The sequence below is a fragment of the Microbacterium sp. Root53 genome (assembly GCF_001426925.1).
Lineage (GTDB): Bacteria > Actinomycetota > Actinomycetes > Actinomycetales > Microbacteriaceae > Microbacterium.
The window spans coordinates 17612-42658 of sequence record NZ_LMFR01000010.1; the positions used below are offsets into that span (position 1 = coordinate 17612).

A 25047-nucleotide genomic window follows, 5' to 3' on the forward strand; every position below is an offset into this window, starting at 1 on the left:
GGTCGAGGCCGTTTCCCGGTCATTTCGCTCACGTAAAACCGTGAAGCGATCACTTCATCCGCCGGGCCCGTCGGGGGATCGCGGTCTCGCGCTCAGGCGCCCTGCGCGAGCCGCCACACGCGCTCGCGCGTGAACGGCTGCTCGAACGGGCGGGCGCCCAGCGCCCGGGCGATCGCGTTGCCGATCGCGGGCGCGACGGGGTTGTACGGCGACTCGCTCATCGACTTCGCGCCGAACGGACCGAGATCGTCGCTCGTCGTCGCGAACAGCACCTCGACGTCGGGGATGTCGGCCGACTGCGGCACGCGGTAGGTGCGGAACGCGGGGTTCTGCACGCGGCCGTCCGCGACGACCACCTCCTCGTACAGCGCCCCGCCGATGCCCTGGGCGACGCCGCCCTCGATCTGCCCGCGGCACTGGGCGGGGTTCATCACGAAGCCCGCGTCGGCCGCGTGCACGTTCCGCAGGATGCGCACGGCGCCGGTCTCGGGATCGACCGCGACCCGCACGGCGTGCACGTTGAACGCGAGCGATCGCAGCTCGCCGTGCTCCTCGCCCGAGGCGGTCAGCCCGCCCGCGCCCGCGATCTCCGCGAGCGGCACGACGCCGGCGGGCGTCCGCACGCCGTCGGGCCCGTACGCGCACTCTGCCGCCGGTGCGCCCACGCGCGCCGCGGCCTCCTCGACGATCCGGTCGCGCAGCGCAAGGCACGCGCCGTGCAGCGCCTTGCCCGCGATCGTCGTGCCGGCCGATGCGAACGCGCCCGTGTCGAACGCGACGGCGTCGGTGTCGGCGTGCGCGAGCCGGATCCGATCGGCGCCCACCCCGAAGACGCTCGCGGCGATCTGGCGCTGGACGGTCGTCGTGCCGTTGCCGAACTCGGCCGTGCCCGTCCGCAGCTCGAACGCGCCGCCGGGCAGGAGCGTGGCGGTCGCGTGGGCGCGGTGGCCGCGCGGCGCGAGCGTGGCGATCATCGCGGCGGCCATGCCCTCGCCGACCAGCCACCCCGCGGGCGGGTCCTCCCCGGGCTCGGCGAGCGCGGCCTGCGCGAGGTCGAGGCACTGGTCCAGGCCGTAGCTTCCCCAGACCAGGTCGGCCTCGATCTCGCCGTCCGCCCGGCGGAGCGCGTCGCCCTCCCGCACGGCGTTGATGCGCCGGATGTCGAACGGGTCCATCCCGATGCGCTCGGCGAGCATGTCGAGCGCAGACTCGATCCCGAGCGTGACCTGGCCCAGTCCGTAGCCGCGGAAGGCGCCCGACGGCACGTTGTTGGTGTAGACCGCCTCGGCGTCCACCCGCGCGACGGGCGCGCGGTACAGCGTGACCGACTCGGCGCACCCGTGGAACAGCACCCCGATCGCGTGGTTGCCGTACGCGCCGGTGTCGCTCAGCACGTCGAGCTTGATCGCCGTCAGTCGGCCGTCGGGCTCGGCGCCCAGCGTCACCGACACCCGCATCGGATGCCGCATGGACGAGCGCCAGAACTGCTCGGCGCGCGTGAACTCGTACGCCACGGGGCGGCCGGTGCGCAGCACGGCGAACGCGACGAGGTCCTCCGTGAACATCTCCTGCTTGCCGCCGAAGCCGCCGCCCACGCGGGGCGCGTACACCCGCACGCGGTCGCGCGGCAGGTCGAACAGCGTGCACAGCTCGTCGCGCGTCAGGAACGGCACCTGCGTCGACGAGCGGATGACCAGCCGTCCCTCCTCGTCCAGCCAGCCGACGGATCCGTGCGTCTCGAGCTGAGCGTGGATCGAGCGCCCCGTGCGCCACGTGCCGCTCACCGTGACGGGGCTCGCAGCGAGCGCCGCGTCGACGTCGCCGCCGTAGCCCGCGTGCAGCGCCGCGACGACGTTGCGCCCCGCATCGGCGACGCGGTCCTCGGGCGTGCGCTCCGGATGCACGAGCGGCGCGCCGGGCGTCCGCGCCTCCTCGGGATCGAACACGGCGGGCAGCGGCTCGTAGTCGACGCGGATCAGTGCGCACGCCCGCTCGGCGGCCGCCGCGGTCTCGGCCACGACCGCGGCGACCCGCTGCCCCACGTGGCGCACGACGTCGTCGAGCATGCGGGTGTCGTCGGGGTCGTCCTGCCGATGCTCGTGGCGCGCGGTCGAGTACCGGGCCGCGGGCGCGTCCTCGTGCGTGTACACCGCCACGACCCCCGGCACCGCGCGCGCGGCGGCGGCGTCGATCGCGCGGATGCGGGCGTGCGGATGCGGCGAGCCGAGCACGCGCAGGATGAGCGCGCCCGCCGGGACGTCGTCGAACGCGTACGGCTCGAGGCCCTGCACCACCCGCTGCGCCGGCTCGGGCACGGCCGAGACTCCGACACCATCGCCGGGGTCCGGGCCGGTCTCCCGGACCGGTCCGAGCACGGCCGCGCGTACGGCCTCGCGGATCGGCCGGTACCCGGTGCAGCGGCACAGGCTCCCCTTGAGGCGGCGGTCGAGATCCGGGAGGTCCTCCTCGCCGAGGCACGATGCCGTAACGCTCATGCCGGGCGTGCAGAACCCGCACTGGAACCCGAAGCCGTTCGCGAGCGCGTCCTGCACCGGATGCAGCGCGTCGCCGGGGGCGAGGCCCGCGGCGGTCGTGACCGCCCGGTCCTCGGCGCGCACCGCCGGCACGACGCACGAGTGCACGGGCTCGCCGTCCAGCAGCACGGCGCACGCCCCGCAGTCGCCGGAATCGCAGCCGCGCTTGACAGACAGGGCGCCGTGCTCGCGCAGCAGCGTGCGCAGGCACTGTCCCGGCCGCGGGTCGGCCTCGACCGCGGCGCCGTCGATCTCGAGCCTCACGCGCGCGTCTCCCCGGCCAGCTCCGCGCGGGCGCGCTCGGCGAGCACGACCGACACGGCCCGCCGCCAGTCGGCCGCGCCCAGCGGATCCGAGAAGTAGCCCGGCGCGGACCGCACCGCCTCGGCCAGCTCGGTCGCCGAGGGCGCCGCGGGGAACCGCAGCACGACCGGGCGCTCGGTGGCCGCGGTCACGACGAACACGGCCGCGCCGTCCTCGTCGGCCCGGCCCGTCACGACCGCCGCGGACCTGCCGAGCTCGGCGAGCGCGATCCGGTGCAGCGTGAAGCGCGAGCGCAGCGTGCGCGCGGGCAGGTCGATCGCGCGGATGACCTCGCCCAGCCGCAGCGTGCTGACCCCGTCCCGCGCGGGGATCTCGGCGACGGGCAGCGTGCGCTCGCCGCCGTCGGGGGTCCACACCTCGGCGGTGCCGTCGAGCCCGGTGGCGAGCGACACCATCGCCGCGGCCGCGAACGCTCGGGCGATGTTGCCGCCGACCGTCGCGGTGTTCCAGATCTTGAACGACGCGAGCAGCGCGTCCGCGGCGACCGGGAACATCCGGGTCGCGGCCCACTCCGCGGGCGCCTCGCCGTCGCGCGCGAACCGGACGAGTCGCGCGATGGAGCACGTGGCGCCGATCCGCAGCCCGGCGGGGGAGACCTCCAGGTCTGGCCACCCCATCGCCGTGAGGTCGACGAGCCCCGTGACCTCGGGCTGAGGCTCCCCGAACAGCCACGTGCCGCCGGCGAGCACGGTCTCGCCCGGCGCCAGCGCGAGGTCGCCGGGGCCGCGCGCGCGGCGGAAGGACGTGACGGTGCTCAGGTCCACGCGGGCCGCCCCTCGCCGAGCGCGCAGGCGGCGTCCGGGCCGGCGGGCGCGGTGCCGAGGGTGCCGTGCAGGGGGCCCTGGCCGTCGCGCAGTGGTCGTCCCGTTCCGCCGTGGCGCGACTGGACGATCTCGGCCAGCGCCGAGAGCGCCACCTCGTCGGGCGAGGCCCCTCCGAGGTCGAGGCCCAGGGGGGAGTGCAGCCGGGCGAGGTCCGCGTCCTCCACGCCCGCGGCGCGCAGCAGCTCGGCGCGCCGCGCGATCGTGCGGCGGGCGCCGAGCGCTCCCACGAACCCGACGGGCAGGGCGAGCGCGGTCGCGATCGCGGGGACGTCGAGGCGCGTGTCATGCGTGAGGACGCACACGGCCGTGCGGGCGTCGACCCGATCCCCGGCCTCGCCCCGCAGGTACTCGGCCGGGTCGCCCACGACCCGCTCGGCCGCGTCGGGGAAGCGCTCCGGGGTGATGAGCGTCTCCCACACGTCGCACACCGTCACGGCGAAGCCCGCCGCCGCGCCGACCCGGCACAGCGCGGCTGCGTGCTCGCCGGCGCCGAGCAGGATGAGGCGCGGCCGCGGTGCGTGCGCGAGAGCCAGGACCGCCGGGCCGTCCGGAACCGGCAGGATGCGCCCCGCGGCGTCGCCCTGCAGCACGAGCCCGACAGCGACGGGCCGGTCCGCCGCGGCCCGCTCGAGCGCCGCGCGGGCCACGTCGTCGCCGGCCCGGACCTCGTACGCGAGCACGTCGATCCGCCCGCCGCACGCCAGGCCCGCCGCGAACGCGGCCTCGTCGTCGAAGCCGAACCCCGCCGCCTGTGCCCGCCCGGTCGCGAGCACCGTGCGGGCGAGGACGATCGCGTCGCCCTCCACGCAGCCGCCCGAGATCGAGCCGATCACCTCGCCGTCGTCGGCCACCGCCATGGATGAGCCGACGCCCCGCGGGGCGCTGCGCGCGACGCCGGTGACCGTGACCACCGCGATCCGCCGCCCGGCGCGCAGCCGGTCGAGGATCACGGCGGCGAGTTCGAGCATGGCGCCACCGTAGTCATGCCGTGTTACCGGACTGCTACACGCCACGCCCGGCGCGTCACGCGCCCGACCCCGCGCCGTGACCTGCGGGTCCTAGACTGCGGCGATGGACCCCGCCCGCGTGCGCCTGTGCGGCCTCGTGCTCGCCGCCGGAGCGGGTCGCCGGTTCGGCGGCCCGAAGGCGCTCGCGCGCGGCGCCGACGGGACGCCGTGGGTGGCGCGCGCGGTCGACGCGCTGGTCAAGGGCGGGTGCGACCGGGTCGTCGTGGCGCTGTCGCCGGCCTCCGCGGCGGCCGCCGCCCTGGTGCCGACGCCCGCGACGTCGGTCGTCATCGGCGACGCGGCGCGCGGACTGGCCGCCACGCTGCGCGGCGCGCTCGCCGCGGCGGTCCCGGCCGACGGCGTCGTCATCCTGCCGGTCGACACGCCCGATGTGGTCCCCGGCGCGGTTCGCCGCGTGATCGCCGAGGGCGGGCGGCCGCTGCGTCAGGCGCTGGCTCAGGCCGTGTACCGCGGCCGCCCGGGCCATCCGGTCCTGGTCGGCGCGGATCACGTCGCGGCGCTGCGGGCAACGCTCCGCGGAGACGAGGGCGCCCGGGCGTATCTGCGGGCGGCCGCCGCCCGGCAGGTGGAGTGCGGGGACCTGTGGTCGGGGGACGACATCGACGAGCGCGGCGGCGCCCACCTGGGGTCGTAGGCTTGAGGGAGTGAGCACCCCGGACCAGCCGTCGCCGTCACGCCGCGCCCGGGGCCTCGCCCCGGTGGCGGGAGCCATCGCGGTCGGCGTGCTGACGGCCATCCAGTCGCGGCTGAACGGCGGGCTCGGCGCCGCGCTCGACGACGCGATCGTGGCCGCCGTCATCTCGTTCGGATCGGGCCTGGCCATCATGGTCGCGCTCGCCGCGGCGCTGCCGGCGGGCCGGGCCGGCGTCGCGCGGCTCGTGCGCGGCGTCCGCGCGCGCGACATCCCGTGGTGGATCCTGATCGGCGGCGCGGCCGGAGCGCTCACGGTGGGCTCGCAGGGCGCCGTGGTCGGGGTGATCGGCACGGCGCTGTTCACGGTGGGCGTCGTGGCGGGGCAGACGCTCAGCGGACTGATCCTGGACCGCGTCGGGTACAGTCCGGCCGGCGTGACGGCGGTGACCGTGCCGCGGGTGGTCGGCGTGGCGCTCGCGCTCGCGGCCGTGACCGTCTCGCTCACGGGCGGCACGGTCGCGCAGGCGCCGCTGTGGATGCTGCTGCTTCCGCTCCTGGTCGGCGCCGGCCTCGCGTGGCAGCAGGCCACCAACGGCCGGCTGCAGCGGGCCACCGCGTCGGCGATGACCGCGACGCTCGTCAACTTCGCCGGTGGCACGGTCGTGCTCGGGGCGATCGCGCTGGTGCGGGCGCCGCTCGCCGGCGTCGCGCCGCTTCCGGCCGACCCGTGGCTGTACCTGGGCGGCGCGATCGGCGTCGCCTACATCGCGCTGTCGGCGGCGCTCGCGCCGCGGATCGGCGTGCTGCTGCTCTCGCTCGGATCCGTGCTCGGGATGCTCGTGGGCTCGCTCGCGCTCGACCTGCTGTGGCCGCCCGCGGTGCCGCCGTCGCCGGTCCGCTCCGCCATCACGGTCGCGGTCGCGTGCGTGGGAGTCACGATCGCCGCGGTCGGCCGGCGTTCCGCCCGCTGAGGCGCGCGGGCCGAGGTCGTCAGGCCTTCTTCTTGGCCTTCTTGCCCGCGGGGAGAGCGGAGAGGAACTTGGCGCCGTCGACGGCCTTGCGGCGCAGCGGGCGCGACCGGGTGGGCTTTCCGCCGACATAGAGCCAGCCGAGCAGGACCTCGTCCTTCGTGAGGCCGTGCGCCTTGGCGACCGCGGGGTGCCGCGTGCAGCCGCCCGTGCGCCAGAAGACGCCGTAGCCCGCCTCGTCCAGCAGCAGGCTGAGCGCATGGGCGACGCCGGAGGCGACGGCCTCCTGCTCCCAGACCGGCACCTTGCCGCGCCGCACCGACGCGACGATCGCGATCAGCAGCGGCGCGCGGAGGGGCTTGGAGTACACGCCCTTCTTGCCCTCGGCCTTCGCGATCGCGCGGCCGAGCGCTACGCGGTCGTCGCCGCGGATCTCGATCAGCCGCCAGGGTTTGAGCTCCTTGTGGTCGGCGACGCGGCCCGCGGCCGACACCAGCTCGACGAGCTCGTCGTGCGTGGGCGCGTCGTCCGTGACCTTCGACAGCGAGCGGCGCGCGAGCATCGCGGCCCGCGCGCCCCCGACGGCCGCCGCGGTCATCAGGCCGAGGCGTCCTGCTCGTCGCTCTCCTCCGGAGTGAAGTTCAGCGACAGCGAGTTCATGCAGTAGCGGTCGCCCGTGGGCGTGCCGAAGCCGTCCGGGAAGACGTGACCCAGGTGCGAGCCGCAGTTGGCGCAGCGCACCTCGGTGCGCTCCATGCCGTGGCTGTTGTCCTCGAGCAGCTCGACCGCGTCGGGGCGGATGGACTCGTAGAAGCTGGGCCAGCCGCAGTGCGAGTCGAACTTGGTGCCGCTCTTGAACAGCTCCGAACCGCACGCCGCGCACGTGTACAGGCCCGCGCGCTCCTCGTCCAGCAGCTCGCCCGTCCAGGGGCGCTCGGTGCCGGCCTCGCGCAGCACCGCGTACTGCTCGGGGGTGAGCTCCTGGCGCCACTCATCCTCGGACTTGCTCACGTTGTACGACATGGGTTCCTCCCGTTGATCGCCTTACAGACTACGTCCGCGGGAGGGTGCGCGGACCGGACGTGTCGTAACGTTCGCGGCCCGGGAGAATGAGGGGATGAGCGCCCCGACGACCGACCACGACCCGGCCGCCGTCGCGGACCGGTTCGCCCGCTTCGCACGCGACGAGGCGCCGGGCCGCTCGGACGTCTATCTCGCGTGGGCCGAGGGCGTCGCGGTCGATCCCGGGATGTGCGAGATCCTCGCCCGCATCCCCGCCACGCGCCGGCAGCCGCCGCTCGTGTTCGCCGTCACGCGGATGCTGGGCGCCCCGCTGGACGGCGGCTACGACGCCTGGGCGGCGTTCGTGCGCGCGCACGCCGCCACGGTGGTCGCCGAGTGCGCGGCGCGCACGCTCCAGACGAACGAGCCGCTGCGCTGCGCCGCGCTCCTTCCCGCCCTCGCGCGCCTGCAGGGCCCGATCGCGCTGCTCGAGCTCGGCGCCTCGGGCGGGCTGTGCCTGTACCCGGATCGCTACGCGTACCGCTTCCGTGCGGGCGACGACGTCGTCGCGGTGGATCCGGGCGGGGGAGCGGCCGTCGTGCTCGAGGCCGAGCTGCGCGGAGCCGTGCCGGACCTCCGCCTGCCGGACGTCGTGTGGCGCGCGGGCATCGACCTGCAGCCGCTGGACGCCGGCGACCCCGCCGACCGGGCCTGGCTCGAGGGGCTCGTGTGGCCCGAGGAGACGGCCAGGGCCCGGCGGATCGCCGCCGCGATCGACGTCGCCGCCGCCGACCCGCCGCGCCTCGTCGCGGGGGATGCCGCGGATCTCGGGCTCGTGCGCCGCCTCGCGGCCGAGGCGCCGCGCGATGCCGCGCTCGTGATCACGACCCCCGGTGTGCTGCCGTACGTGCCGCGCGGCCGGCGCGACGCGCTGATCGCGGCGCTGCGGGCACCGGGCGGCATCCGCCCCGAGCCCGTGCACTGGATCACGCTCGACCAGCCCGCGCTGCACGACGCCTGGACCCCGCCCATCGACCCCGGGACGTGGGGCCCGGGATTCGCGCTCGCGCTCGACGGCGAGGTGCTCGCGGCCGCCGACCCTCTGGGCGCCTGGATCGACTGGCGCGCCTGACCGGCGCGCGCCGCAGCGCCGCCTACCGTGGGGACGTGCCCCTCTCCGACCGCGACCGCGCCATCCTCGCCTTCGAGGCCGAGTGGCGCCGCCACGGCGGCGCGAAGGAGGAGGCCATCCGGTCCCAGCTCGAGATGGCGCCGGCGCGCTACTACCAGCTGCTGGGCCGGCTGATCGACTCGGCCGACGCGCTCGCCGAGGACCCGCTGCTCGTGGGCCGGCTGCGCCGCCTGCGCGACGCGCGCCGCGCGGACCGCTCCCGCATCGCCGGCTGACCGGAGCCGCGCCTGAGGCGTCGCCCCAGGGGCGTCCGGGTAGCATCGGGGTCGTGCCGACCACCTACCCCCGGGACCGCTTCGACGACGTCCCGCGCCAGTCCGCCAGGGTCGGCGCCCATCGTGCCGAGCAGCCCCGCGCACCCCGCCGCGTCGTGCTGCTGTGGGCCGCGCTCGCGACGGTCCTGCTCACGATCGCGGGCATCCTCGCGTTCCTCGTCCTGTCGCAGCGCGTCGACATCGTGCCGGGACAGCAGTCCCCGGTGCCGCAGTCCACGGTGTCGCCGATCTTCGACCCCACCTACACGGTGCTCGTGCTCAACGGCACGGGCTCGCAGGGCGTGGCCGAGGAGGTCGCCGCCGAACTTGTGGCGGCCGGATGGTCGGACGACATGGTCCTGCCGAGCGAGTCGTCCGCGACGGACTTCCCCGCCACGACCGTGTACTACGCGTCTCCCGAGGAGGAGGCCGTCGCGCTGGGCATCGCGCAGGCCATCGGCGGCGCGCGCGTCGCGCTGAGCGACCAGTACCAGAGCCCGCCGGATCCGGCGCTCAAGGAGATCACGGTGGTCGCCGGTCTCGACCGTGTTTCGGCCGGGTAAACAGTTCGATTCGGGCGTGTTCATTCTCGCCCTCTCGGCGTTCTGGCGCGGAACGGCGCGGATACCATTCCCGATATCCGCCCCCAGCACCAGGAGAGTTTTCGCATGACCCAGGGCACCGTGAAGTGGTTCAACGCCGAGAAGGGCTACGGGTTCATCACCGTGGCAGACGGCAGCCAGGACGTCTTCGTCCACTACTCGAACATCGAGATGAGCGGCTTCCGCGTCCTGGAGGAGGGGCAGTCCGTCGAGTTCACCGTCGGCTCGGGCCAGAAGGGCCCGCAGGCGGAGGCCGTCCGCCCCGTCTGACCCGGCGTCCACGCAGAGCGCCCCGCGGCCCGGACCGCGGGGCGCTCTCGCGCGTCCGGGCGTCGCCCGCCCACGGGCGCGCCCGCCGGACGCGGCTTGCACTCGATGGGGGAGAGTGCCAGAATCGTCCTAGCACTCGTGCAAGAGGAGTGCTAAAGACCACACGCCTACGTCCGGGAGGGACGACACCAACATGGCAAAGATGATCGCTTTCGACGAGGAGGCCCGTCGTGGCCTCGAGCGCGGCCTCAACACGCTGGCCGACGCCGTCAAGGTGACGCTCGGCCCGCGCGGTCGCAACGTCGTGCTCGAGAAGAAGTGGGGCGCCCCCACCATCACGAACGACGGCGTCTCGATCGCCAAGGAGATCGAGCTCGACGACCCGTACGAGAAGATCGGCGCCGAGCTGGTCAAGGAGGTCGCCAAGAAGACCGACGACGTCGCGGGTGACGGCACCACGACCGCCACGGTCCTCGCCCAGGCGCTGGTCCGCGAGGGCCTCCGCAACGTCGCCGCCGGCGCCGACCCCATCAGCCTGAAGCGCGGCATCGAGAAGGCCGTCAAGGCGCTCTCGGACGAGCTGCTCGCGCAGGCCAAGGAGGTCGAGTCGAAGGAGCAGATCGCCGCGACCGCGTCGATCTCGGCCGCCGACCCCGCGATCGGCGAGCTCATCGCCGAGGCCATCGACAAGGTGGGCAAGGAGGGCGTCGTCACGGTCGAGGAGTCGAACACGTTCGGCACCGAGCTCGAGCTCACCGAGGGCATGCGCTTCGACAAGGGCTACCTGAACCCCTACTTCGTCACGGACCCGGAGCGCCAGGAGGCGGTCTTCGAGGACCCGTACATCCTGATCGCGAACCAGAAGATCTCGAACATCAAGGACCTTCTGCCGGTCGTCGACAAGGTCATCCAGGCGGGCAAGGAGCTCGTCATCATCGCCGAGGATGTCGAGGGCGAGGCCCTCGCGACGCTCGTGCTGAACAAGATCCGCGGGATCTTCAAGTCGGTCGCCGTCAAGGCCCCCGGCTTCGGCGACCGCCGCAAGGCCCAGCTGCAGGACATCGCGATCCTCACGGGCGGCCAGGTCATCACCGAGGAGGTCGGCCTCAAGCTCGAGAACACCGACCTCGAGCTCCTCGGCCGCGCCCGCAAGGTCATCGTCACCAAGGACGAGACCACGATCGTCGAGGGCGCCGGCGACGCGTCGCAGATCGAGGGCCGCGTGACCCAGATCCGTCGCGAGATCGAGAACACCGACAGCGACTACGACCGCGAGAAGCTGCAGGAGCGCCTCGCCAAGCTCGCCGGCGGCGTCGCCGTCATCAAGGCGGGCGCGGCCACCGAGGTCGAGCTCAAGGAGCGCAAGCACCGCATCGAGGACGCCGTGCGCAACGCGAAGGCCGCCGTCGAGGAGGGCATCGTCGCCGGTGGTGGCGTGGCCCTCATCCAGGCCGGCAAGACCGCGTTCGACGGCCTGGACCTCGTCGGCGACGAGGCGACCGGCGCGAACATCGTCAAGGTCGCGATCGAGGCTCCGCTGAAGCAGATCGCCCTCAACGCCGGCCTCGAGCCGGGCGTCGTGGCCAACAAGGTCGCCGACCTCCCGGTCGGCCACGGTCTGAACGCCGCCACGGGCGAGTACGGCGACCTGTTCGCGCAGGGCATCATCGACCCCGCCAAGGTGACGCGCTCGGCGCTGCAGAACGCCGCGTCGATCGCCGGCCTCTTCCTCACCACCGAGGCCGTCGTCGCCGACAAGCCCGAGAAGGCGGCCGCTCCGGCGGGCGCCGAGGGTGCGGGCATGGACTTCTGATCCACGCCTGATCTCCTCTCGGACGGCCCCTTCCCCTCGCGGGGGAGGGGCCGTCCCGCGTCTCCGGGGCGTGGATGACACAGGGCGTAACAGCCGCTTGGAGCACGGTAGGGTGCGTCGCCATACTTGCGTGACCCGATCCGAACACCCGAAGGATTCCCATGACCGTCATCGACACCGAGGTCTCGCCCGTCGCCGACCTCGAGACGCCCCTGAAGTTCGCCTACTGGGTGCCGAACGTCTCCGGCGGCCTCGTCGTCTCCACCATCGAGCAGCGCACCAGCTGGGACTTCGACTACAACAAGAAGCTCGCCCGCATCGCCGAGGACGCCGGCTTCGAGTACGCGCTGTCGCAGACGCGCTACGCCGCGAGCTACGGCGCCGACAAGCAGCACGAGGCCACGTCGTTCACGCTGGGCCTGCTGGGCGCGACCGAGCGACTCAAGATCATCGCCGCCGTCCACCCGGGCATGTGGCACCCCGGGGTGCTCGCCAAGTGGCTCATCACGGCCGACCACATCTCGAACGGCCGCGCCGCCGTCAACATCGTGTCGGGGTGGCTCAAGGACGAGTTCGTGAAGTTCGGCCTGCCCTGGCTCGAGCACGACGAGCGCTACGTGCGCACCGAGGAGTTCATCTCGATCCTGCGCGGCCTGCTGACCGAGGACGGCTACTCGTTCGACGGCAAGCACTACCAGATCTCGGACTTCACGCTCTCGCCGAAGCCGCTCGACGTGCCCGGCCGCGCGCACCCCGAGATCTTCTTCGGCGGCAACTCGACCGCGGCGCAGGCCGCGGCCGGCCGCACCGCGGACTGGTACTTCTCGAACGGCCGCTCGCTGGAGGGCTTCCAGGAGAACATCGCGGGCGTCGTCGCGGCCGCCGAGTCGGGCGGGCGCACCGCGCCGCAGAAGCCGCGCTTCGGCATCAACGGCTTCGTGATCGCGCGCGACACCGAGAACGAGGCGGTCGAGACCCTGCGCGAGATCATCGCGAAGGCCCACCGCCCCGCCGTCGAGGGCTTCGCCGCGGCGGTCAAGGAGGCCGGCCAGTCGACCAAGGACGGCAAGGGCATGTGGGAGGACTCGACCTTCGAGGACCTCGTGCAGTACAACGACGGCTTCCGCACCGGCCTGATCGGCACCCCGGAGCAGATCGCCGAGCGCATCATCGCGTTCAAGAAGATCGGCGTGAACCTGGTCCTGACCGCCTACCTGCACTTCCAGGAGGAGGTCGAGGCCTTCGGCCGCGACGTCCTGCCGATCGTCCGCGAGCTCGAGGCCGACCTGGCACGCGCCAACGGCACCGAGCTGAACACCGAGCTGCTGCCGCAGGTCGCCGCGCCCGCGGCCGTCTGACCCGGCGCACGAACGGCACCCGGAGGGGGTGGGGCATCGCGCCCCACCCCCTCCGCGCGTCAGCGGAACATGCCGGCCGCCGTGCGCTCGGTGTCGGCGTACTGCGCCCCGGCCGCGCCGAGCAGCCGGCCGATGCCGTCGAGCGTGTCCTCGACCGCGCGCTGGGTCGCCTTCCACTGATCGAGCGTGCCCTGGAACGCGACCGCCGCCGAGCCCGTCCAGGCCGATTGCAGGTCCAGCAGCTGGGCGCTGAGCGCGGCCGTCTCGGCCCGCAGGCGCTCGGCGGTCGCGAGGGCCTGCCCGTTCGCGGTGAGGATCGCGTCGCTGTCGACACTGAACACGGCCATGAGGTGCTCCCTGGGTCATCGGATGGGTGACACCCACGCTAGGGACGCGTGGCGCGGCCCGTCGGCCCGTGCCCGGCGGCCTCGAACAGCCCGCCGCGTCGGCGAGGCTGGGGACGAACGGCCGCTCAGCCCGAGGGCGTCTCGGCGCCGCGGATGCGCGGCATCGGCCGGGTCGCGGCCAGCGCGAGCTCCTCGTCGGTGCGCGGCGCGAGCGGGAAGGCCACGCGGAACGTCGCGCCGCCGCCCGGGGTGTCGCGCACCTCGACGGAGCCGTGCAGCGCCTCGACGATCGAGGCGACGATGGCCAGGCCCAGGCCGCTGCCGCCGGTCTCCCGCGCGCGCGACGTGTCGGCCCGCCAGAACCGCTCGAAGATCTGCTCGCGGATCGCCTCCGGCACGCCCTCGCCGTGGTCGACCACGGCGATCCAGCCCATGCCCGCGCCCACGTCGACCCCGACCTCGATCTCGATCGGGGAGCCCTCCGGGCTGAAGCGGCGCGCGTTGCCGAGCAGGTTCGCGATCACCTGGCGCACGCGGTGCTCCTCACCGAGCACGATCGGCGGAACGGCCACGGGCCGCAGGGCCTGCGGCACCGAGAAGTCGAGCCGCGGCACGGCGGTCTCGGCCTCGCCGGTGTCGGCCGCCGGCTCGCCCGCGGCGCGCGGGCGCCGGCGCAGCAGGGCCGTGAGGGCGTTCGCGGCGACCGGGCGCGCGCGGCGACGCGGGGCCTCGTCCGCGCCGCCGCCCGCCTCGGCCGGCAGCTCCTCGTCCGGCCGCGAGATCGTGATGGGGCCGGTCAGCGCCTCGATCGTGGTGTCGATCACGGTCACCGTGCGCGACGGCTCGGCCGCGCGCACGTCGAGCGCGGCGTCGCGTGCCAGCGGGCGCAGGTCGAGCGGCTGGATGTCGAGCTCGCGCTTCTCGTCCAGGCGCGCGAGGGCGAGGAGGTCCTCGACGAGGACGCCCATCCGGATGGCCTCCTTCTCGATCCGCTCCATCGCGCGGGCCGTGTCCTCGTCGCCCTGGATGGCGCCCATCCGGTACAGCTCGGCGTAGCCGCGCACGCTGACCAGCGGCGTGCGCAGCTCGTGGCTCGCGTCGCCCACGAAGCGTCGCATCTGCCGGACGGTCGCGTCGCGCTCGGCGATCGCGTCGTCGATCCGGTCCAGCATGGTGTTGATCGCGGCTTTGAGCCGGCCGATCTCGGTGCTGGGCTCGATGTCGGTCAGGCGCTGGCTGAAGTCGCCCGCCGCGATCGACATCGCGGTGGCCTCGACCTGCCCGAACCGGCGGAACGTGAGCGTCACGGCCCAGCGGGTCAGCAGCGCCCCGCCGATGATCGTGACGAGCGCGACCAGGAAGAAGATCCCGAAGTAGGTGCCGACGACCTTCTCGACCTCGTCGAGCGGCAGGGCGACCAGCTGCGTGTAGATGTTGTTGCTGCCGGGGAACTGCACGACCGCGAACGCCGCGTGGTAGCCGGGGCCCTCGCCCGTCGTGTTGTCGAGCAGGATGATGCTGCCCTGGTGCGAGTACGCGTAGTCCGTGCCGAACTTGGCGGGGAAGTCGGGGCGGCTCTGCCGCGGATCCTGCCCGCCCGCGCTGGCCATCAGGTCGCCGTCGGGGCCGTAGATCGCGACGTAGTACTCGGTGCGCGGCGCGCCCGCCTTGGCCGTGAACGTCGGGCCGGCGTCGCCGCTCGACGAGATGTTGAACAGCTGCTCTCCGACCGCGCCCGCCGCGAGCTGCGTGAGCGACGAGTCGACGTTGCTCAGCATCGCGTTGCGCAGGATGGGCACGGTCCCGACGCCCGCCGCCATCAGGCCGAGCGCGAGCACCGTCACCGTGACGCCCGTGACCTTGGCCCGCAGGCTGATGCGGCGCCACCATCGCGTCAGCGCATCGGTCTTGTCAGCCAGGGCGTCGCCTCTTTCGAACGGGAGCGCCGCCGCGGGGATGCGGCGGCGCGGGCGGGGATCAGCCCGCCTTGTCCACCTTCAGCATGTAGCCGAAGCCGCGCTTGGTCTGGATGAGCGACTCCGACGCGTGCGGGTCGATCTTGCGACGCAGGTACGAGATGTAGGACTCGACGATGCCCGCGTCGCCGTTGAAGTCGTACTCCCACACGTGGTCGAGGATCTGCGCCTTCGACAGCACCCGGTTCGGGTTGAGCATCAGGTAGCGCAGCAGCTTGAACTCGGTGGGGCTGAGGTCGATCGCGGTGTCGCCGACGTACACGTCGTGCGTGTCCTGATCCATGGTCAGCTCGCCGGCGCGGATGACCTGCTCCTCCTCGTCGTTCTGCATCGTGCGGCGCAGGATCGCCTGGATCCGCGCCACGATCTCGTCGAGGCTGAACGGCTTGGTGACGTAGTCGTCGCCGCCGACGTTGAGGCCCTTGATCTTGTCCTCGGTCTCGTCCTTGGCGGTGAGGAACAGGATCGGGGCGGTGTAGCCCGCGTCGCGCAGGCGCTTGGTGACGCTGAACCCGTTCATGTCGGGCAGCATCACGTCGAGCACGATCAGGTCGGGCTCCTCCTCGAGGACGGCCGAGATCGTCTGTGCGCCGTTCGCGACGGTCTTCACCTGGAAGCCCGCGAACCGCAGGCTCTGCGAGAGCAGGTCTCGGATGTTGGGCTCGTCGTCGACGACCAGGATGCGCGGTGCGGTCATGCGCCCATTATGTCGGTGCTGTTCATGATCCGGCTGGATATCGCGCCGGATCGGCCGAAAGCGAACAGCGGCCCGCTGTCCGGGTCACGCCTCGGTGAGGCGACTTCAAGCGGCGAGGCCCTGGGGCGCCCCGCCTCACTCGTGCACCCAGACCTCGGTGCCGATCTGGGCGAAGCGGTACACGTGCTCGGCGGCCGCGACGGTCATGTTGACGCAGCCGTGGCTCATGCGGGCGCCCGCGCCGAAGTTGCCGTGCCAGTACGTGCCGTGGAAGCCCTGGTCGCCGTTGAAGTACGACACCCACGGCACGTTCGGCTGGCAGTAGGCGAACCGGCCGCCCGGGATGTGGTTCCCCCGTGCGTCGCACGAGCCCATGTGCTGTCCCGCGAGCTGCGACGTCACGGTGAAGCGGCCCGTCTGCGTCTCGGTCTGGACGCCGTCGCGCACGCCGCCCGTGCCGATCGCCACGGGATAGGACGCGACGAGCGCGCCGTTCTCGTAGAGGTGCGTCCTGCCGGCGCTCTTGTCGACCTCGATGCTCCGGAAGAGCGTCTGCGCGCCGTGCGGGATGATCTGCCCCTGCAGCTCGAACGTCAGGTCGCCCTTCTCCACCGAGGCGGCGACCTTCTCGGCGAGCCCCGCGGTGGAGGCCAGGCCGTAGCCGTCCTGTCCCGCCTGGATGGCGCGCAGGTGCCGGCCGGCCGAGTCCGTCACCACGAGCGAGTCCGCCGGCGCGCGGTTCAGCTTCTGCGGCAGCCCCGCCACGACCTCGCCGATGGCCGGGACGTCGGCCGAGATCGTGAATCCTCCCGCGGCCGGATCCGGGGCGATGTCGATCCACGACGCGACGGTCGCCAGGCCGATCGGGAGCGAGCCGGCCCCGTCCAGGTGGAAGCCCGCCTCGTCGGCCTGTCCGTTGAGCCGCGACGCGAGCTCCTCGGCGGCGCCGGTCTCGATGGCCGGCTCCTGCTCGGTCGGCCGCGGCTCCGCGGCGAGGGCGCCGCCCGCGGTCAGCGCGTCGCGCAGGTCGGTCTCGAGCGCGGCCAGGTCGACGCCCCGTCCGGGACGGGCGGGATCCGCGGCGAACCTCCCGGCCTCCTCGTCGAAGACCACCCGGGCGTCGACCGGGTCGGCGAACAGGTCGGGGAGGTGCTGGCGCAGCGTAGCGGCCGCCGTGGCGGCGTCGAGCGCGAGCCCCGTCGGGAGCGGCCCGGGGTCCCACGCCGTCACGTTCCAGAGGGGATGCGCCCCCAGCGCCCGCGCGGCGAGCGCCTCGGCGTCGACCGAGACGCCCAGGCCCGCGGAGGTCAGCGCAGCGCCCGCGACGTGCACCTCGGCGCCCGACACGCGGTCGCGGATGGCGTCGGCGGCCGCGTCGGCGGTCATCCAGCCGATGTCCGCGCCGGCCACGGTGACGCCCGGCGCGATCAGCTGGGTGGAGGCGACGGCCGCCGCCGCGCCGGCCAGGAGCAGGGGGAGCCCGAGCCACAGCGCGACGCGGGCGCCGCGCGCGCGGGGTCGCGACGGCGGCGCGGGCTCGACGGCGGCGTCGGGGAGGACGATCGGCTCGGTGACGGTGCTCACACCAGGTATTGCCCGGTGGAGCCCGTTCCCTTCACGCGGATGCGGTCAGGCGGCCTCGAGGCGCTCGGCATCCAGGATCGTGTAGCTGTAGCCCTGCTCGGCGAGGAACCGCTGACGGTTCTGCGCGAAGTCCTGGTCCACGGTGTCACGGGCGATCAGCGTGTAGAAGCTGGCCGTGTGGTTCGACTGCTTGGGCCGCAGCAGGCGGCCCAGGCGCTGGGCCTCCTCCTGGCGCGAGCCGAACGAGCCCGACACCTGGATCGCGACCGAGGCCTCCGGCAGGTCGACGGAGAAGTTCGCGACCTTCGACACCACGAGCAGGTTGATCGTGCCCTCGCGGAAGGCCTGGAACAGCCTCTCCCGCTCGTCCACCGGCGTGGATCCGGTGATCTTCGGGGCGTCGAGCGCCTCGGACAGCTCGTCCAGCTGCTCGAGGTACTGCCCGATCACGAGGATCTGCTCGTCGGGGTGCTTGGCGATCAGGCTCTTGACGACGTCGATCTTCGCCGGCGCCGTGGCCGCGAGGCGGTAGCGGTCCTCGTCGGCGCTCGCCGCGTACTCGAGGCGCTCGCTCGGGGGCAGGTCGACCCGCACCTCGTAGCAGGCGGCGGGGGAGATGAAGCCCTGGGCCTCGATCTCCTTCCACGGGGCGTCGAAGCGCTTGGGCCCGATCAGGCTGAACACGTCGCCCTCGCGGCCGTCCTCGCGCACGAGCGTCGCGGTCAGGCCGAGACGCCGGCGCGCCTGCAGGTCGGCCGTCAGCTTGAACACGGGCGCGGGCAGCAGGTGCACCTCGTCGTACACGATCAGGCCCCAGTCCAGCGCGTCGAGCAGCGCGAGGTGCGGGTACTCGCCCCTCCGGCGCGCCGTCAGGATCTGATACGTCGCGATCGTGACGGGCTTGATCTCCTTGGTCTGGCCGGAGTACTCGCCGATCTCCTCGGGCGTGAGCGACGTGCGCTTGAGCAGCTCGTCGCGCCACTGGCGCGCCGAAACCGTGTTGGTGACGAGGATGAGCGTGGTCGTGCGGGTGACGGCCATCGCGCCCGCGCCGACCAGCGTCTTGCCGGCGCCGCACGGCAGCACCACGACGCCCGACCCGCCCTCGCTGAACTTCTCGACCGCCTCGGCCTGGTAGGGGCGCAGCGCCCAGCCGTCCTCGTCCAGGTCGATGGGGTGCGGAGTGCCCGGCGTGTAGCCGGCGAGATCCTCCGCGGGCCAGCCGATCTTCAGCAGCTCCTGCTTGATGTGACCCCGTGCCCAGGCGTCGACCACGTAGGTCTCGGGGCTCGGCTGCGCGATCAGCAGCGGCTGGATGCGCTTGTTGCGCGACACCTCGGCGAGCACGGCGCGGTCCGTGGAGGTGAGCAGCAGCTCGCCCTCGTCGCCCCGGCGGATCGACAGGCGGCCGTACCGCTCGACGGTCTCGCGGATGTCGACCGACACCGACGGCGGCACCGGGAACCGCGACCACCGGTCGAGGGTCTGCAGCATGTCGTCGGCGGTGTGGCCCGCGGCGCGCGCGTTCCACAGGCCCAGCCGGGTGATCCGGTAGGTGTGGATGTGCTCGGGCGCGCGCTCGAGCTCGGCGAAGATCGCGAGCTCGTGACGCGCGGTCTCCGCGTCGGGATGCGCGACCTCCAGCAGCACGGTGCGGTCGCTCTGGACGATCAGGGGGCCATCAGCCATAGCGGACCAGTCTACCGGCGCACCGGATGGCGGGGTCCGCTCAGCGGGCGCGGACCGCGATGATGCTCTTGATCGGCAGCGTGCGCTCGACGTCGGCGCCCCGGTCGCGGCCCCGCAGGCGCCCGCCGCCGAGACCGGTCGCCTCCAGCGTGAAGGTGCGGCTCGAGCCGTCGGGCAGCGCCACGTCGACCTCGAGCACGGCCTTCGTGCGCACGGCCGTCTCGAGCTCGCGCTCGAGCCACGCGGCATCGGCATCGGCGCCGTGGGCTCCGCGCAGCCGCTCGATCAGCGGGCCGTACCGCTTCGCGGAGCCGTCGTCGGCCGCGCGCGGGGCGACGCGGCGGCGGTCGAGCGCCTGCGCCTCGCCCTGCTCGTCGAGGGCGACGACGGGGTACCGGGCGTCGGCGAGCGCCCAGTACACGGCATCCCGGGCCGCGCGGGTGCGGAGCATCCGGCCGTCCTGGACCAGCCCGAGCGCCCGCAGCGACTGGTCGACCGCGATCGTCTCGAGCAGCGCGTGGTCCCGGCTCGACACGATCGTCTGGCGCGTCGACGGATCCAGCGTCACGCGCACGAGGCCGTGGCGCTCGGCGGTCCGCTGCACGAGGTACTCGAGCGGCTGCGGCACGCCCGTGAGCGACAGCTGCGACAGGAACGCCAGGATGCCCTCGGCGGTCTCGCCGGCCGACAGCGCGCCCGCGATCGTCGCCTCCGTGAAGCGGTAGGTCGAGGCCTGCGCGTGCGACTCGCGCGCCGCGATGCCCTGGAGCCGCACATCGAGCGCGGGGGCCAGCGGGCCGGGCGAGATGGCGGTGAGGTCGTTCTGCAGGAACACCTGGTCCACCTCGTGCGGCAGCAGCTCGATGAGCGCGGCGACGTCCGGCGCGCGCCCCTCGCGCAGCGGCGCGGCCCAGGGCGGCTCGGCGTCCCACGGGGCCCGGGCACCCTCGGTCACGAGGCCCGCGAGCCGCATCAGCCCGCGCCATCTCGCCGCGCGCGGCGGCCACGACTCGTCGAGCGGGTAGGCGTCGTCCCACAGCGCGGGGTCGATCCATCCGCCCTCTGCGGTGCGGACGCCCTCGGGGAGCGCGTCGCGCAGCGACGTCACCAGGCGGCTCCAGCGCTCGCCGGTGGACTCGCGCACCCATGCGGCCCCCGCCGGGCTGACGAGCCACTGCCGGTCCGCGACCGACAGCAGGCCGCCAGCCTCGCCGAGCGCGACCAGCTCGTCGGCGTCATCCGGATCACGCACGATCTCGTCCTGCGCCATCCGGCGGCGGTCGGCGGCGCCGACGGCCCCCGTCCCGACGCGGGAGAGCGGGGCGCGCAGGGTGAGGAGCACGAGGTCGGCGAGCGCCGAGGTCGTGGTGAACGCGCGCTCCGCCGCATGCGCCGTGGCGAGCTCGTCCGCCGGGGCCGGCGCGCCGGCCGGCGTGCGCGTCGGAGCGACGTCGCCGAGCGCCGCGCGCACCTCGGCGTACGGCGCGCCCTGCGCGTCCGTCAGGCCCAGGCGCTCGGGACCCGCCCCGGCCGCGAGGTCGGCGAGCACGTCGCGCGGCAGCGCCGACACGGCGCGGGCGACGGCGTCGGGGGCGAGCAGCGCCTCCGCGGCGTCGAAGAAGTCATGCCATCCGACGGAGGCCGGGATCCGGCGCCGCCCCAGCAGGGCAGCGATGTCCTCGTCGGAGGCCGCGGCCAGTCGTTCGGCCAGGGCGCGGGAATCAGCGGTGTTCACGGCGCTCAGACGTCACGGGGAGGCGGCGGTCAGGCCCGACCGTTCGCCTTGCCCCTCCGCACGAAGCTCATGATGAGGAGCACGAGGATCAGGGCGAACGCGATCGGCAGTCCGAACAGCGGGATGGCGGCGACCACCGGCCAGATCCCCGTGGCGTAGTCCGCGTGCTGCATCCCGGCGGCCGTCGAGATCATGATCGCGAAGAAGCACAGGACCGACAGCACCGCGATGCCGAGCGCCATGAACGCGAGGACGCGGTCGATACGGCGCACGGGGAGATCGTCGGGGCGGTTCGTGCTCATCCTCCTCAGACTAGCCGCACGCGCGGGCGCGATAGGCTGGAGGGGCGGGATCGGACGGTCTCGCGTTTCGTCTTTCCCCAGCGCATCGAGGTTGTGTCATGCCCACCGGCAAGGTCAGGTTCTACGACGAGGAGAAGGGCTTCGGCTTCATCAGCTCGGAGGACGGCCAGGACGTGTTCCTGCACGCCAGCGCGCTGCCCGCCGGCACGACCCTGAAGCCGGGTGCGCGCCTGGAGTTCGGCATCGCCGACGGCCGCAAGGGCCCGCAGGCGCTGTCGGTGCGCGTGCTCGAGGCGCCGCCCAGCCTGGCGAAGGCCAAGCGCAAGCCGGCCGACGACATGGCGGTCATCGTCGAGGACCTCGTGAAGCTGCTCGACGGCGTGGGCGAGGACCTCCGCCGCGGGCACTACCCGTCGTCCGGTCACGCCCGCAAGGTCGCCGCCGTGCTGCGCAAGGTCGCGGACGAGCTCGATGTCTGACGCCCCCGCGGACGGCGCGGAGGGCGCCGAGCTGCCCGAGCCGGTGGAGGCCGGGACGGAGCTCGAGGTGCCCGCGTCGGCCGTCGCCGAGGCCGAGGTGGCGGACGCGGAGCCCGTGGCCGAGCCCGAGGAGCTGCCCGAGCCGGACCGTCGCCTGCTCGAGGCGCACGACCTTGCCCTGGCCGCCCTGCACGAGATCACGCCGCCGTCGACCGTGGGCGCGCCCGCGGGTCACACGGTCGAGCGCGACGGGGTCGTCTCCCTGCGATTCGAGAACACGCTGCTCGGCTATCCGGGCTGGTTCTGGACCGTGTCCCTCGCGGTCGTCGAGGGATCCGAGCCCACCGTGCTGGAGGCCGAGCTGCTGCCCGGCGACGACGCGCTGCTCGCCCCCGAGTGGGTGCCGTGGGCCGTGCGCCTCAAGGAGTACCAGGCCGCCCAGGCCGCCGCAGCGGCCGAGGCGGCGGCGGCCGCCGAGGGCGAGGACGGCGAGGACGGCGACGACTTCGAGGACGAGGGCGAGGAGGACTTCGACGAGGACGGCTCGCCGATCCTGCACGCCGGCGACGTCGACGGCGTCGACATCGACACGCTCGACCCGGACGAGGAAGCGCCGGACGACGACGAGGACGAGTCGGACGAGGACGACGACGAGGACTTCGACGAGCAGGACGACGAGGACGACGACTCGGAGGAGTGACCCTCCGGCCCGCCCTCCGGTCGTTGAGCGGAGGCGCGCCAGCGCCGGCCCGCCCTCCGGTCGTTGAGCGGAGGCGCGCCACTCGTCCACAGGATGCACCCGCGACGACTTGTCCACAGATTCGGTTTAGATACCTGATCGGCCCTTTCCGGGCGTCGGAATGTCGGTGGCCCCTGGGAGAATCGGGGCATGACGACGCGGCCGCATTCGACCGGGTGGACTCCCACCCTGGGTGAGCTGGCGCGCACGTCGGAGCTGGTCGAGGGGTTCTTGGAGGACCAGGCGGTGATCGCGAGGGCGCAGGCGCGCCAGGCCAAGCGGCTCGCCGAGGCCCGTGCGATCGCCGAGGCGCAGATGCGCCGCGCCGGCATCGGGTCGGAGTTCGAGCACCCGGTCCGATCGATGGCTGCCGAGTTCGGAGTGGCCGCCCGGATCTCGGACCGCACGATCCGGGCCCGGATGGAATGGTCCGTCGACCTGGTTGACGGGTTCCCGGCGACGTTCGCGGTGTTCGAGGAAGGGCGCATCTCGGAGGCCCACGTCCGGGCGATCGTCGACGCCGGCAGTCGTCTGGAGGATGAGGACGCGCGGGCGGAGTTCGAGCGGATCATCCTGCCACGGGCGGTGAAGCTCACCGCCGGGCAGCTCGGGTCGGTCGCACGGGATGAGGACGCGCGGGCGGAGTTCGAGCGGATCATCCTGCCACGGGCGGTGAAGCTCACCGCCGGGCAGCTCGGGTCGGTCGCACGGAAGCTCGCCGATGACATCGAGCCGCTACCACTGGAGGAGCGGCACGAGGAGGCGATGGCCGACCGCTCCGTGAGCGTGGCTCCGCTTCCGGACGGGATGGGCGAGCTCACCTACATCGGTCCGGCCGTGACGGTGTACGCGATGCACGACCGGGCCACCCAGATGGCCCGCACGATCTACCGCACCAAGGGCGAGGGTGATGGGCGGACGTTGGATCAGATCCGGGCGGACGTGTTCGCCGAGATCACCCTCGCCGGGCTCCCCACGGCGGATTTGATCGACCAGCACGGCGGCGACGCCCTCACCAAGATCAAGGCCACCGTGCAGGTCACCGTCCCGTGGCAGACCCTGACCGGGATCGGTGACGAGTCCGCGTTCCTCGCCGGATACGGCCCGATCCCCGCCGACGCCGCGCGCCGCCTGGCCGGCGAGGCCGCGACGTGGATCCGTTTGTTCCAGGATCCCGACACCGGGTGCCTGAGAACGGTCGACACCTACACGCCCACCAAAGCGCAGCGCAGGTTCCTGATCGCCCGCGACGAGCACTGTCGCTTCCCCGGCTGCCGGCAACCCGCGATCCGCTGCGAAGACGACCACACCATCCCGTACTCCGACGGTGGCCCCACAGCCGTCGGGAACCTCGCCAACCTCTGCCGGGCCCACCACGTGTTGAAACACAACTCCGCCTGGGACTTCCGACACGGGCCCGGCGGCGTCATCGAGGTCATCAGCCCCACCGGCCGGGTCGTGAAACACAAACCCACACCGGTGGTCCGGTTCGAGGCGTCCTCGGAGATCGCGCGCGCCGACTTCGGCGCCGGCCCGCCGCCGTTCTAGGACGCCGGAGCGTCAGCGGGCGGTGTTCTCGATGACGAAGTCGATGCTGCGGATGAGCTGACGGACGTCCTCGGGGTCGATCGAGACGAACGTCGCCACACGCAGCTGGTTGCGCCCGAGCTTGCGGTAGGGCTCGGTGTCGACGATGCCGTTGGCGCGCAGCGTCTTGGCGATCGCGGCGGCGTCGATCGACTCGTCGAAGTCGATGGTGGCGACCACGGGGGAGCGGTGCTCGGGGTCCGCGACGAACGGCGTCGCGACCTCCGACGCCTCGGCCCACGCGTACAGCGCGCCCGACGACTCGGCGGTGCGGGCGGCCGCCCACTCGAGACCGCCGTTGTCGAGGATCCAGCCGAGCTGGCTGTCCAGCAGGTGCAGCGTCGCGAGCGCGGGGGTGTTCAGCGTCTGCTGCAGCCGCGAGTTCGCCACGGCCTGCGAGAGGCTCAGGAACTCCGGGATGTACCGGTCCGAGGCCGCGATGCGCTCGATGCGCTCGATCGCCGCCGGCGACATGGCGGCGAACCACAGGCCGCCGTCCGACCCGAGGTTCTTCTGCGGCGCGAAGTAGTAGACGTCGGTCTCGATCACGTCGAAGTCGATGCCGCCGGCGGCGCTCGTCGCGTCGATCACGGTGAGCGCGCCCTCGTCGCCCTGCACGCGGGCGATCGGCGCGGCGACGCCGGTCGAGGTCTCGTTGTGCGGCCACGCGTACACGTCGACGCCGGCCACGGCCTCGGCCGCGACGCGCGAGCCGGCGGGGGCCTCGCGCACATCGGGCGCCTCGAGCCAGGGGGCCTTGGCCGCCTTGGCGAACTTGGACCCGAACTCGCCGAACGTGAGGTTCTGGCTGCGGCGCTCGATCAGGCCGAAGGCGGCCGCGTCCCAGAACGCGGTCGAGCCGCCGTTGCCCAGCACGATCTCGTAGCCCTCCGGCAGGCGGAACAGCGTCGAGAGCCGCTCGCGGACGCTCCCGACGAGGTTCTTGACCGGCGCCTGCCGGTGCGACGTCCCCAGCAGCGACGAGCCGATCGCCGCGAGGGCCTGCACCTGCTCGGGGCGCACCTTCGAGGGGCCGCATCCGAAGCGTCCGTCGGCGGGAAGGAGGTCGGCGGGGATCGTGAGCGTCATGGCCCGACTTTATCGCTCCGC

At 73.5% G+C, this 25047-nt stretch carries 24 protein-coding genes; 11 read left to right on the forward strand and 13 right to left on the reverse strand.

Going from position 1 to position 25047, the window contains the following annotated elements; translation table 11 throughout:
- Positions 1-92 precede the first annotated feature (92 nt).
- From ASD19_RS04430 to ASD19_RS04440, 3 genes are read right to left on the reverse strand one after another with little or no spacing between them, the layout of a single operon-like run.
- Positions 93-2798: a molybdopterin-dependent oxidoreductase gene (locus ASD19_RS04430; RefSeq protein ID WP_055988961.1), complete on the reverse strand. Its 2706-nt coding sequence runs from the start codon at positions 2796-2798 to the stop codon at positions 93-95.
- Entirely contained in the window at positions 2795-3622 is an 828-nt protein-coding gene (locus ASD19_RS04435; protein WP_055988963.1) for an FAD binding domain-containing protein, read from the reverse strand. The genes ASD19_RS04430 and ASD19_RS04435 overlap by 4 nt, the downstream gene beginning before the upstream one ends.
- The gene (locus ASD19_RS04440; RefSeq protein ID WP_055988965.1) at positions 3613-4650 is read right to left on the reverse strand and encodes an XdhC family protein; all 1038 of its coding nucleotides are present in this window, start codon (positions 4648-4650) and stop codon (positions 3613-3615) included. Before ASD19_RS04440 ends, ASD19_RS04435 begins: the two co-directional genes overlap by 10 nt.
- A 103-nt stretch (positions 4651-4753) precedes the next feature.
- Between ASD19_RS04440 and ASD19_RS04445 the strand changes: the two genes are divergently transcribed.
- Together ASD19_RS04445 and ASD19_RS04450 are read left to right on the forward strand one after the other, a co-directional pair.
- A complete protein-coding gene (locus ASD19_RS04445) occupies positions 4754-5344 on the forward strand; it encodes a nucleotidyltransferase family protein (RefSeq protein ID WP_200941062.1) in 591 nt (196 codons plus the stop codon).
- Positions 5345-5354: 10 nt separating this feature from the next.
- On the forward strand, positions 5355-6314 hold the full coding sequence (locus ASD19_RS04450; protein WP_082542975.1) for a DMT family transporter: 960 nt from the start codon (positions 5355-5357) through the stop codon (positions 6312-6314).
- 19 nt (positions 6315-6333) lie between these two features.
- Here ASD19_RS04450 and ASD19_RS04455 read toward each other — a convergent pair whose 3' ends face one another.
- Both ASD19_RS04455 and msrB read right to left on the reverse strand, forming a co-directional pair.
- Positions 6334-6909, reverse strand: coding sequence for a nitroreductase family protein (locus ASD19_RS04455; protein ID WP_055988967.1), 576 nt, complete (start codon positions 6907-6909; stop codon positions 6334-6336).
- Positions 6909-7334, reverse strand: a complete 426-nt coding sequence (gene msrB / locus ASD19_RS04460) for a peptide-methionine (R)-S-oxide reductase MsrB (RefSeq protein ID WP_055988969.1) — start codon at positions 7332-7334, stop codon at positions 6909-6911. Before msrB ends, ASD19_RS04455 begins: the two co-directional genes overlap by 1 nt.
- A gap of 94 nt (positions 7335-7428) precedes the next feature.
- Here msrB and ASD19_RS04465 point away from each other — a divergent pair, with 94 nt between their 5' ends.
- The 6 genes from ASD19_RS04465 (at position 7429) to sfnG (ending at position 12802) form a co-directional block, all read left to right on the forward strand.
- The gene (locus ASD19_RS04465) at positions 7429-8445 is read left to right on the forward strand and encodes a DUF2332 family protein (RefSeq protein WP_055988971.1); all 1017 of its coding nucleotides are present in this window, start codon (positions 7429-7431) and stop codon (positions 8443-8445) included.
- Positions 8446-8480: 35 nt separating this feature from the next.
- Positions 8481-8720, forward strand: a complete 240-nt coding sequence (locus tag ASD19_RS04470) for a DUF3263 domain-containing protein (RefSeq protein ID WP_055988973.1) — start codon at positions 8481-8483, stop codon at positions 8718-8720.
- A gap of 53 nt (positions 8721-8773) precedes the next feature.
- Complete coding sequence (locus ASD19_RS04475) at positions 8774-9322, forward strand: LytR C-terminal domain-containing protein (protein WP_055988975.1); 549 nt, start codon at positions 8774-8776, stop codon at positions 9320-9322.
- Between the two features lie 105 nt (positions 9323-9427).
- Positions 9428-9631, forward strand: a complete 204-nt coding sequence (locus ASD19_RS04480; RefSeq protein ID WP_055988977.1) for a cold-shock protein — start codon at positions 9428-9430, stop codon at positions 9629-9631.
- A 193-nt stretch (positions 9632-9824) separates the two neighbouring features.
- On the forward strand, positions 9825-11444 hold the full coding sequence (gene groL / locus ASD19_RS04485) for a chaperonin GroEL (protein WP_055988979.1): 1620 nt from the start codon (positions 9825-9827) through the stop codon (positions 11442-11444).
- Between the two features lie 161 nt (positions 11445-11605).
- A complete protein-coding gene (sfnG, locus tag ASD19_RS04490; protein WP_055988980.1) occupies positions 11606-12802 on the forward strand; it encodes a dimethylsulfone monooxygenase SfnG in 1197 nt (398 codons plus the stop codon).
- 59 nt (positions 12803-12861) lie between these two features.
- Here sfnG and ASD19_RS04495 read toward each other — a convergent pair whose 3' ends face one another.
- The 7 genes from ASD19_RS04495 to ASD19_RS04525 all read right to left on the reverse strand — a co-directional run bounded on the left by ASD19_RS04495 (position 12862) and on the right by ASD19_RS04525 (position 21132).
- The gene (locus ASD19_RS04495; protein WP_055988982.1) at positions 12862-13149 is read right to left on the reverse strand and encodes a WXG100 family type VII secretion target; all 288 of its coding nucleotides are present in this window, start codon (positions 13147-13149) and stop codon (positions 12862-12864) included.
- A gap of 125 nt (positions 13150-13274) precedes the next feature.
- Positions 13275-14993: a sensor histidine kinase gene (locus ASD19_RS04500; protein WP_442922503.1), complete on the reverse strand. Its 1719-nt coding sequence runs from the start codon at positions 14991-14993 to the stop codon at positions 13275-13277.
- A gap of 133 nt (positions 14994-15126) precedes the next feature.
- Positions 15127-15822, reverse strand: a complete 696-nt coding sequence (locus ASD19_RS04505) for a response regulator transcription factor (RefSeq protein WP_055988984.1) — start codon at positions 15820-15822, stop codon at positions 15127-15129.
- Between the two features lie 135 nt (positions 15823-15957).
- On the reverse strand, positions 15958-17406 hold the full coding sequence (locus tag ASD19_RS04510) for a L,D-transpeptidase (RefSeq protein ID WP_055988986.1): 1449 nt from the start codon (positions 17404-17406) through the stop codon (positions 15958-15960).
- Positions 17407-17451: 45 nt separating this feature from the next.
- Entirely contained in the window at positions 17452-19095 is a 1644-nt protein-coding gene (locus ASD19_RS04515; protein ID WP_055988989.1) for a DNA repair helicase XPB, read from the reverse strand.
- 40 nt (positions 19096-19135) lie between these two features.
- Positions 19136-20830, reverse strand: a complete 1695-nt coding sequence (locus tag ASD19_RS04520) for a helicase-associated domain-containing protein (protein ID WP_055988991.1) — start codon at positions 20828-20830, stop codon at positions 19136-19138.
- A 29-nt stretch (positions 20831-20859) separates the two neighbouring features.
- Positions 20860-21132 (reverse strand): hypothetical protein, encoded by a 273-nt coding sequence (locus ASD19_RS04525; RefSeq protein WP_055988993.1) that lies wholly within the window; start codon positions 21130-21132, stop codon positions 20860-20862.
- Positions 21133-21230: 98 nt separating this feature from the next.
- On the opposite strand from ASD19_RS04525, the gene ASD19_RS04530 reads away from it, so the two are divergent.
- The 3 genes from ASD19_RS04530 to ASD19_RS04540 all read left to right on the forward strand — a co-directional run bounded on the left by ASD19_RS04530 (position 21231) and on the right by ASD19_RS04540 (position 23898).
- Positions 21231-21611 (forward strand): cold-shock protein, encoded by a 381-nt coding sequence (locus ASD19_RS04530; protein WP_055988995.1) that lies wholly within the window; start codon positions 21231-21233, stop codon positions 21609-21611.
- Entirely contained in the window at positions 21604-22311 is a 708-nt protein-coding gene (locus ASD19_RS04535; RefSeq protein WP_082542976.1) for a DUF3027 domain-containing protein, read from the forward strand. The genes ASD19_RS04530 and ASD19_RS04535 overlap by 8 nt, the downstream gene beginning before the upstream one ends.
- A 189-nt stretch (positions 22312-22500) precedes the next feature.
- Positions 22501-23898, forward strand: a complete 1398-nt coding sequence (locus tag ASD19_RS04540) for an HNH endonuclease signature motif containing protein (RefSeq protein ID WP_055988997.1) — start codon at positions 22501-22503, stop codon at positions 23896-23898.
- A 12-nt stretch (positions 23899-23910) separates the two neighbouring features.
- Here the strand turns inward: ASD19_RS04540 and serC are convergent, their stop codons facing one another.
- Positions 23911-25026, reverse strand: a complete 1116-nt coding sequence (gene serC, locus ASD19_RS04545; RefSeq protein WP_055988999.1) for a phosphoserine transaminase — start codon at positions 25024-25026, stop codon at positions 23911-23913.
- Positions 25027-25047: the final 21 nt, after the last annotated feature.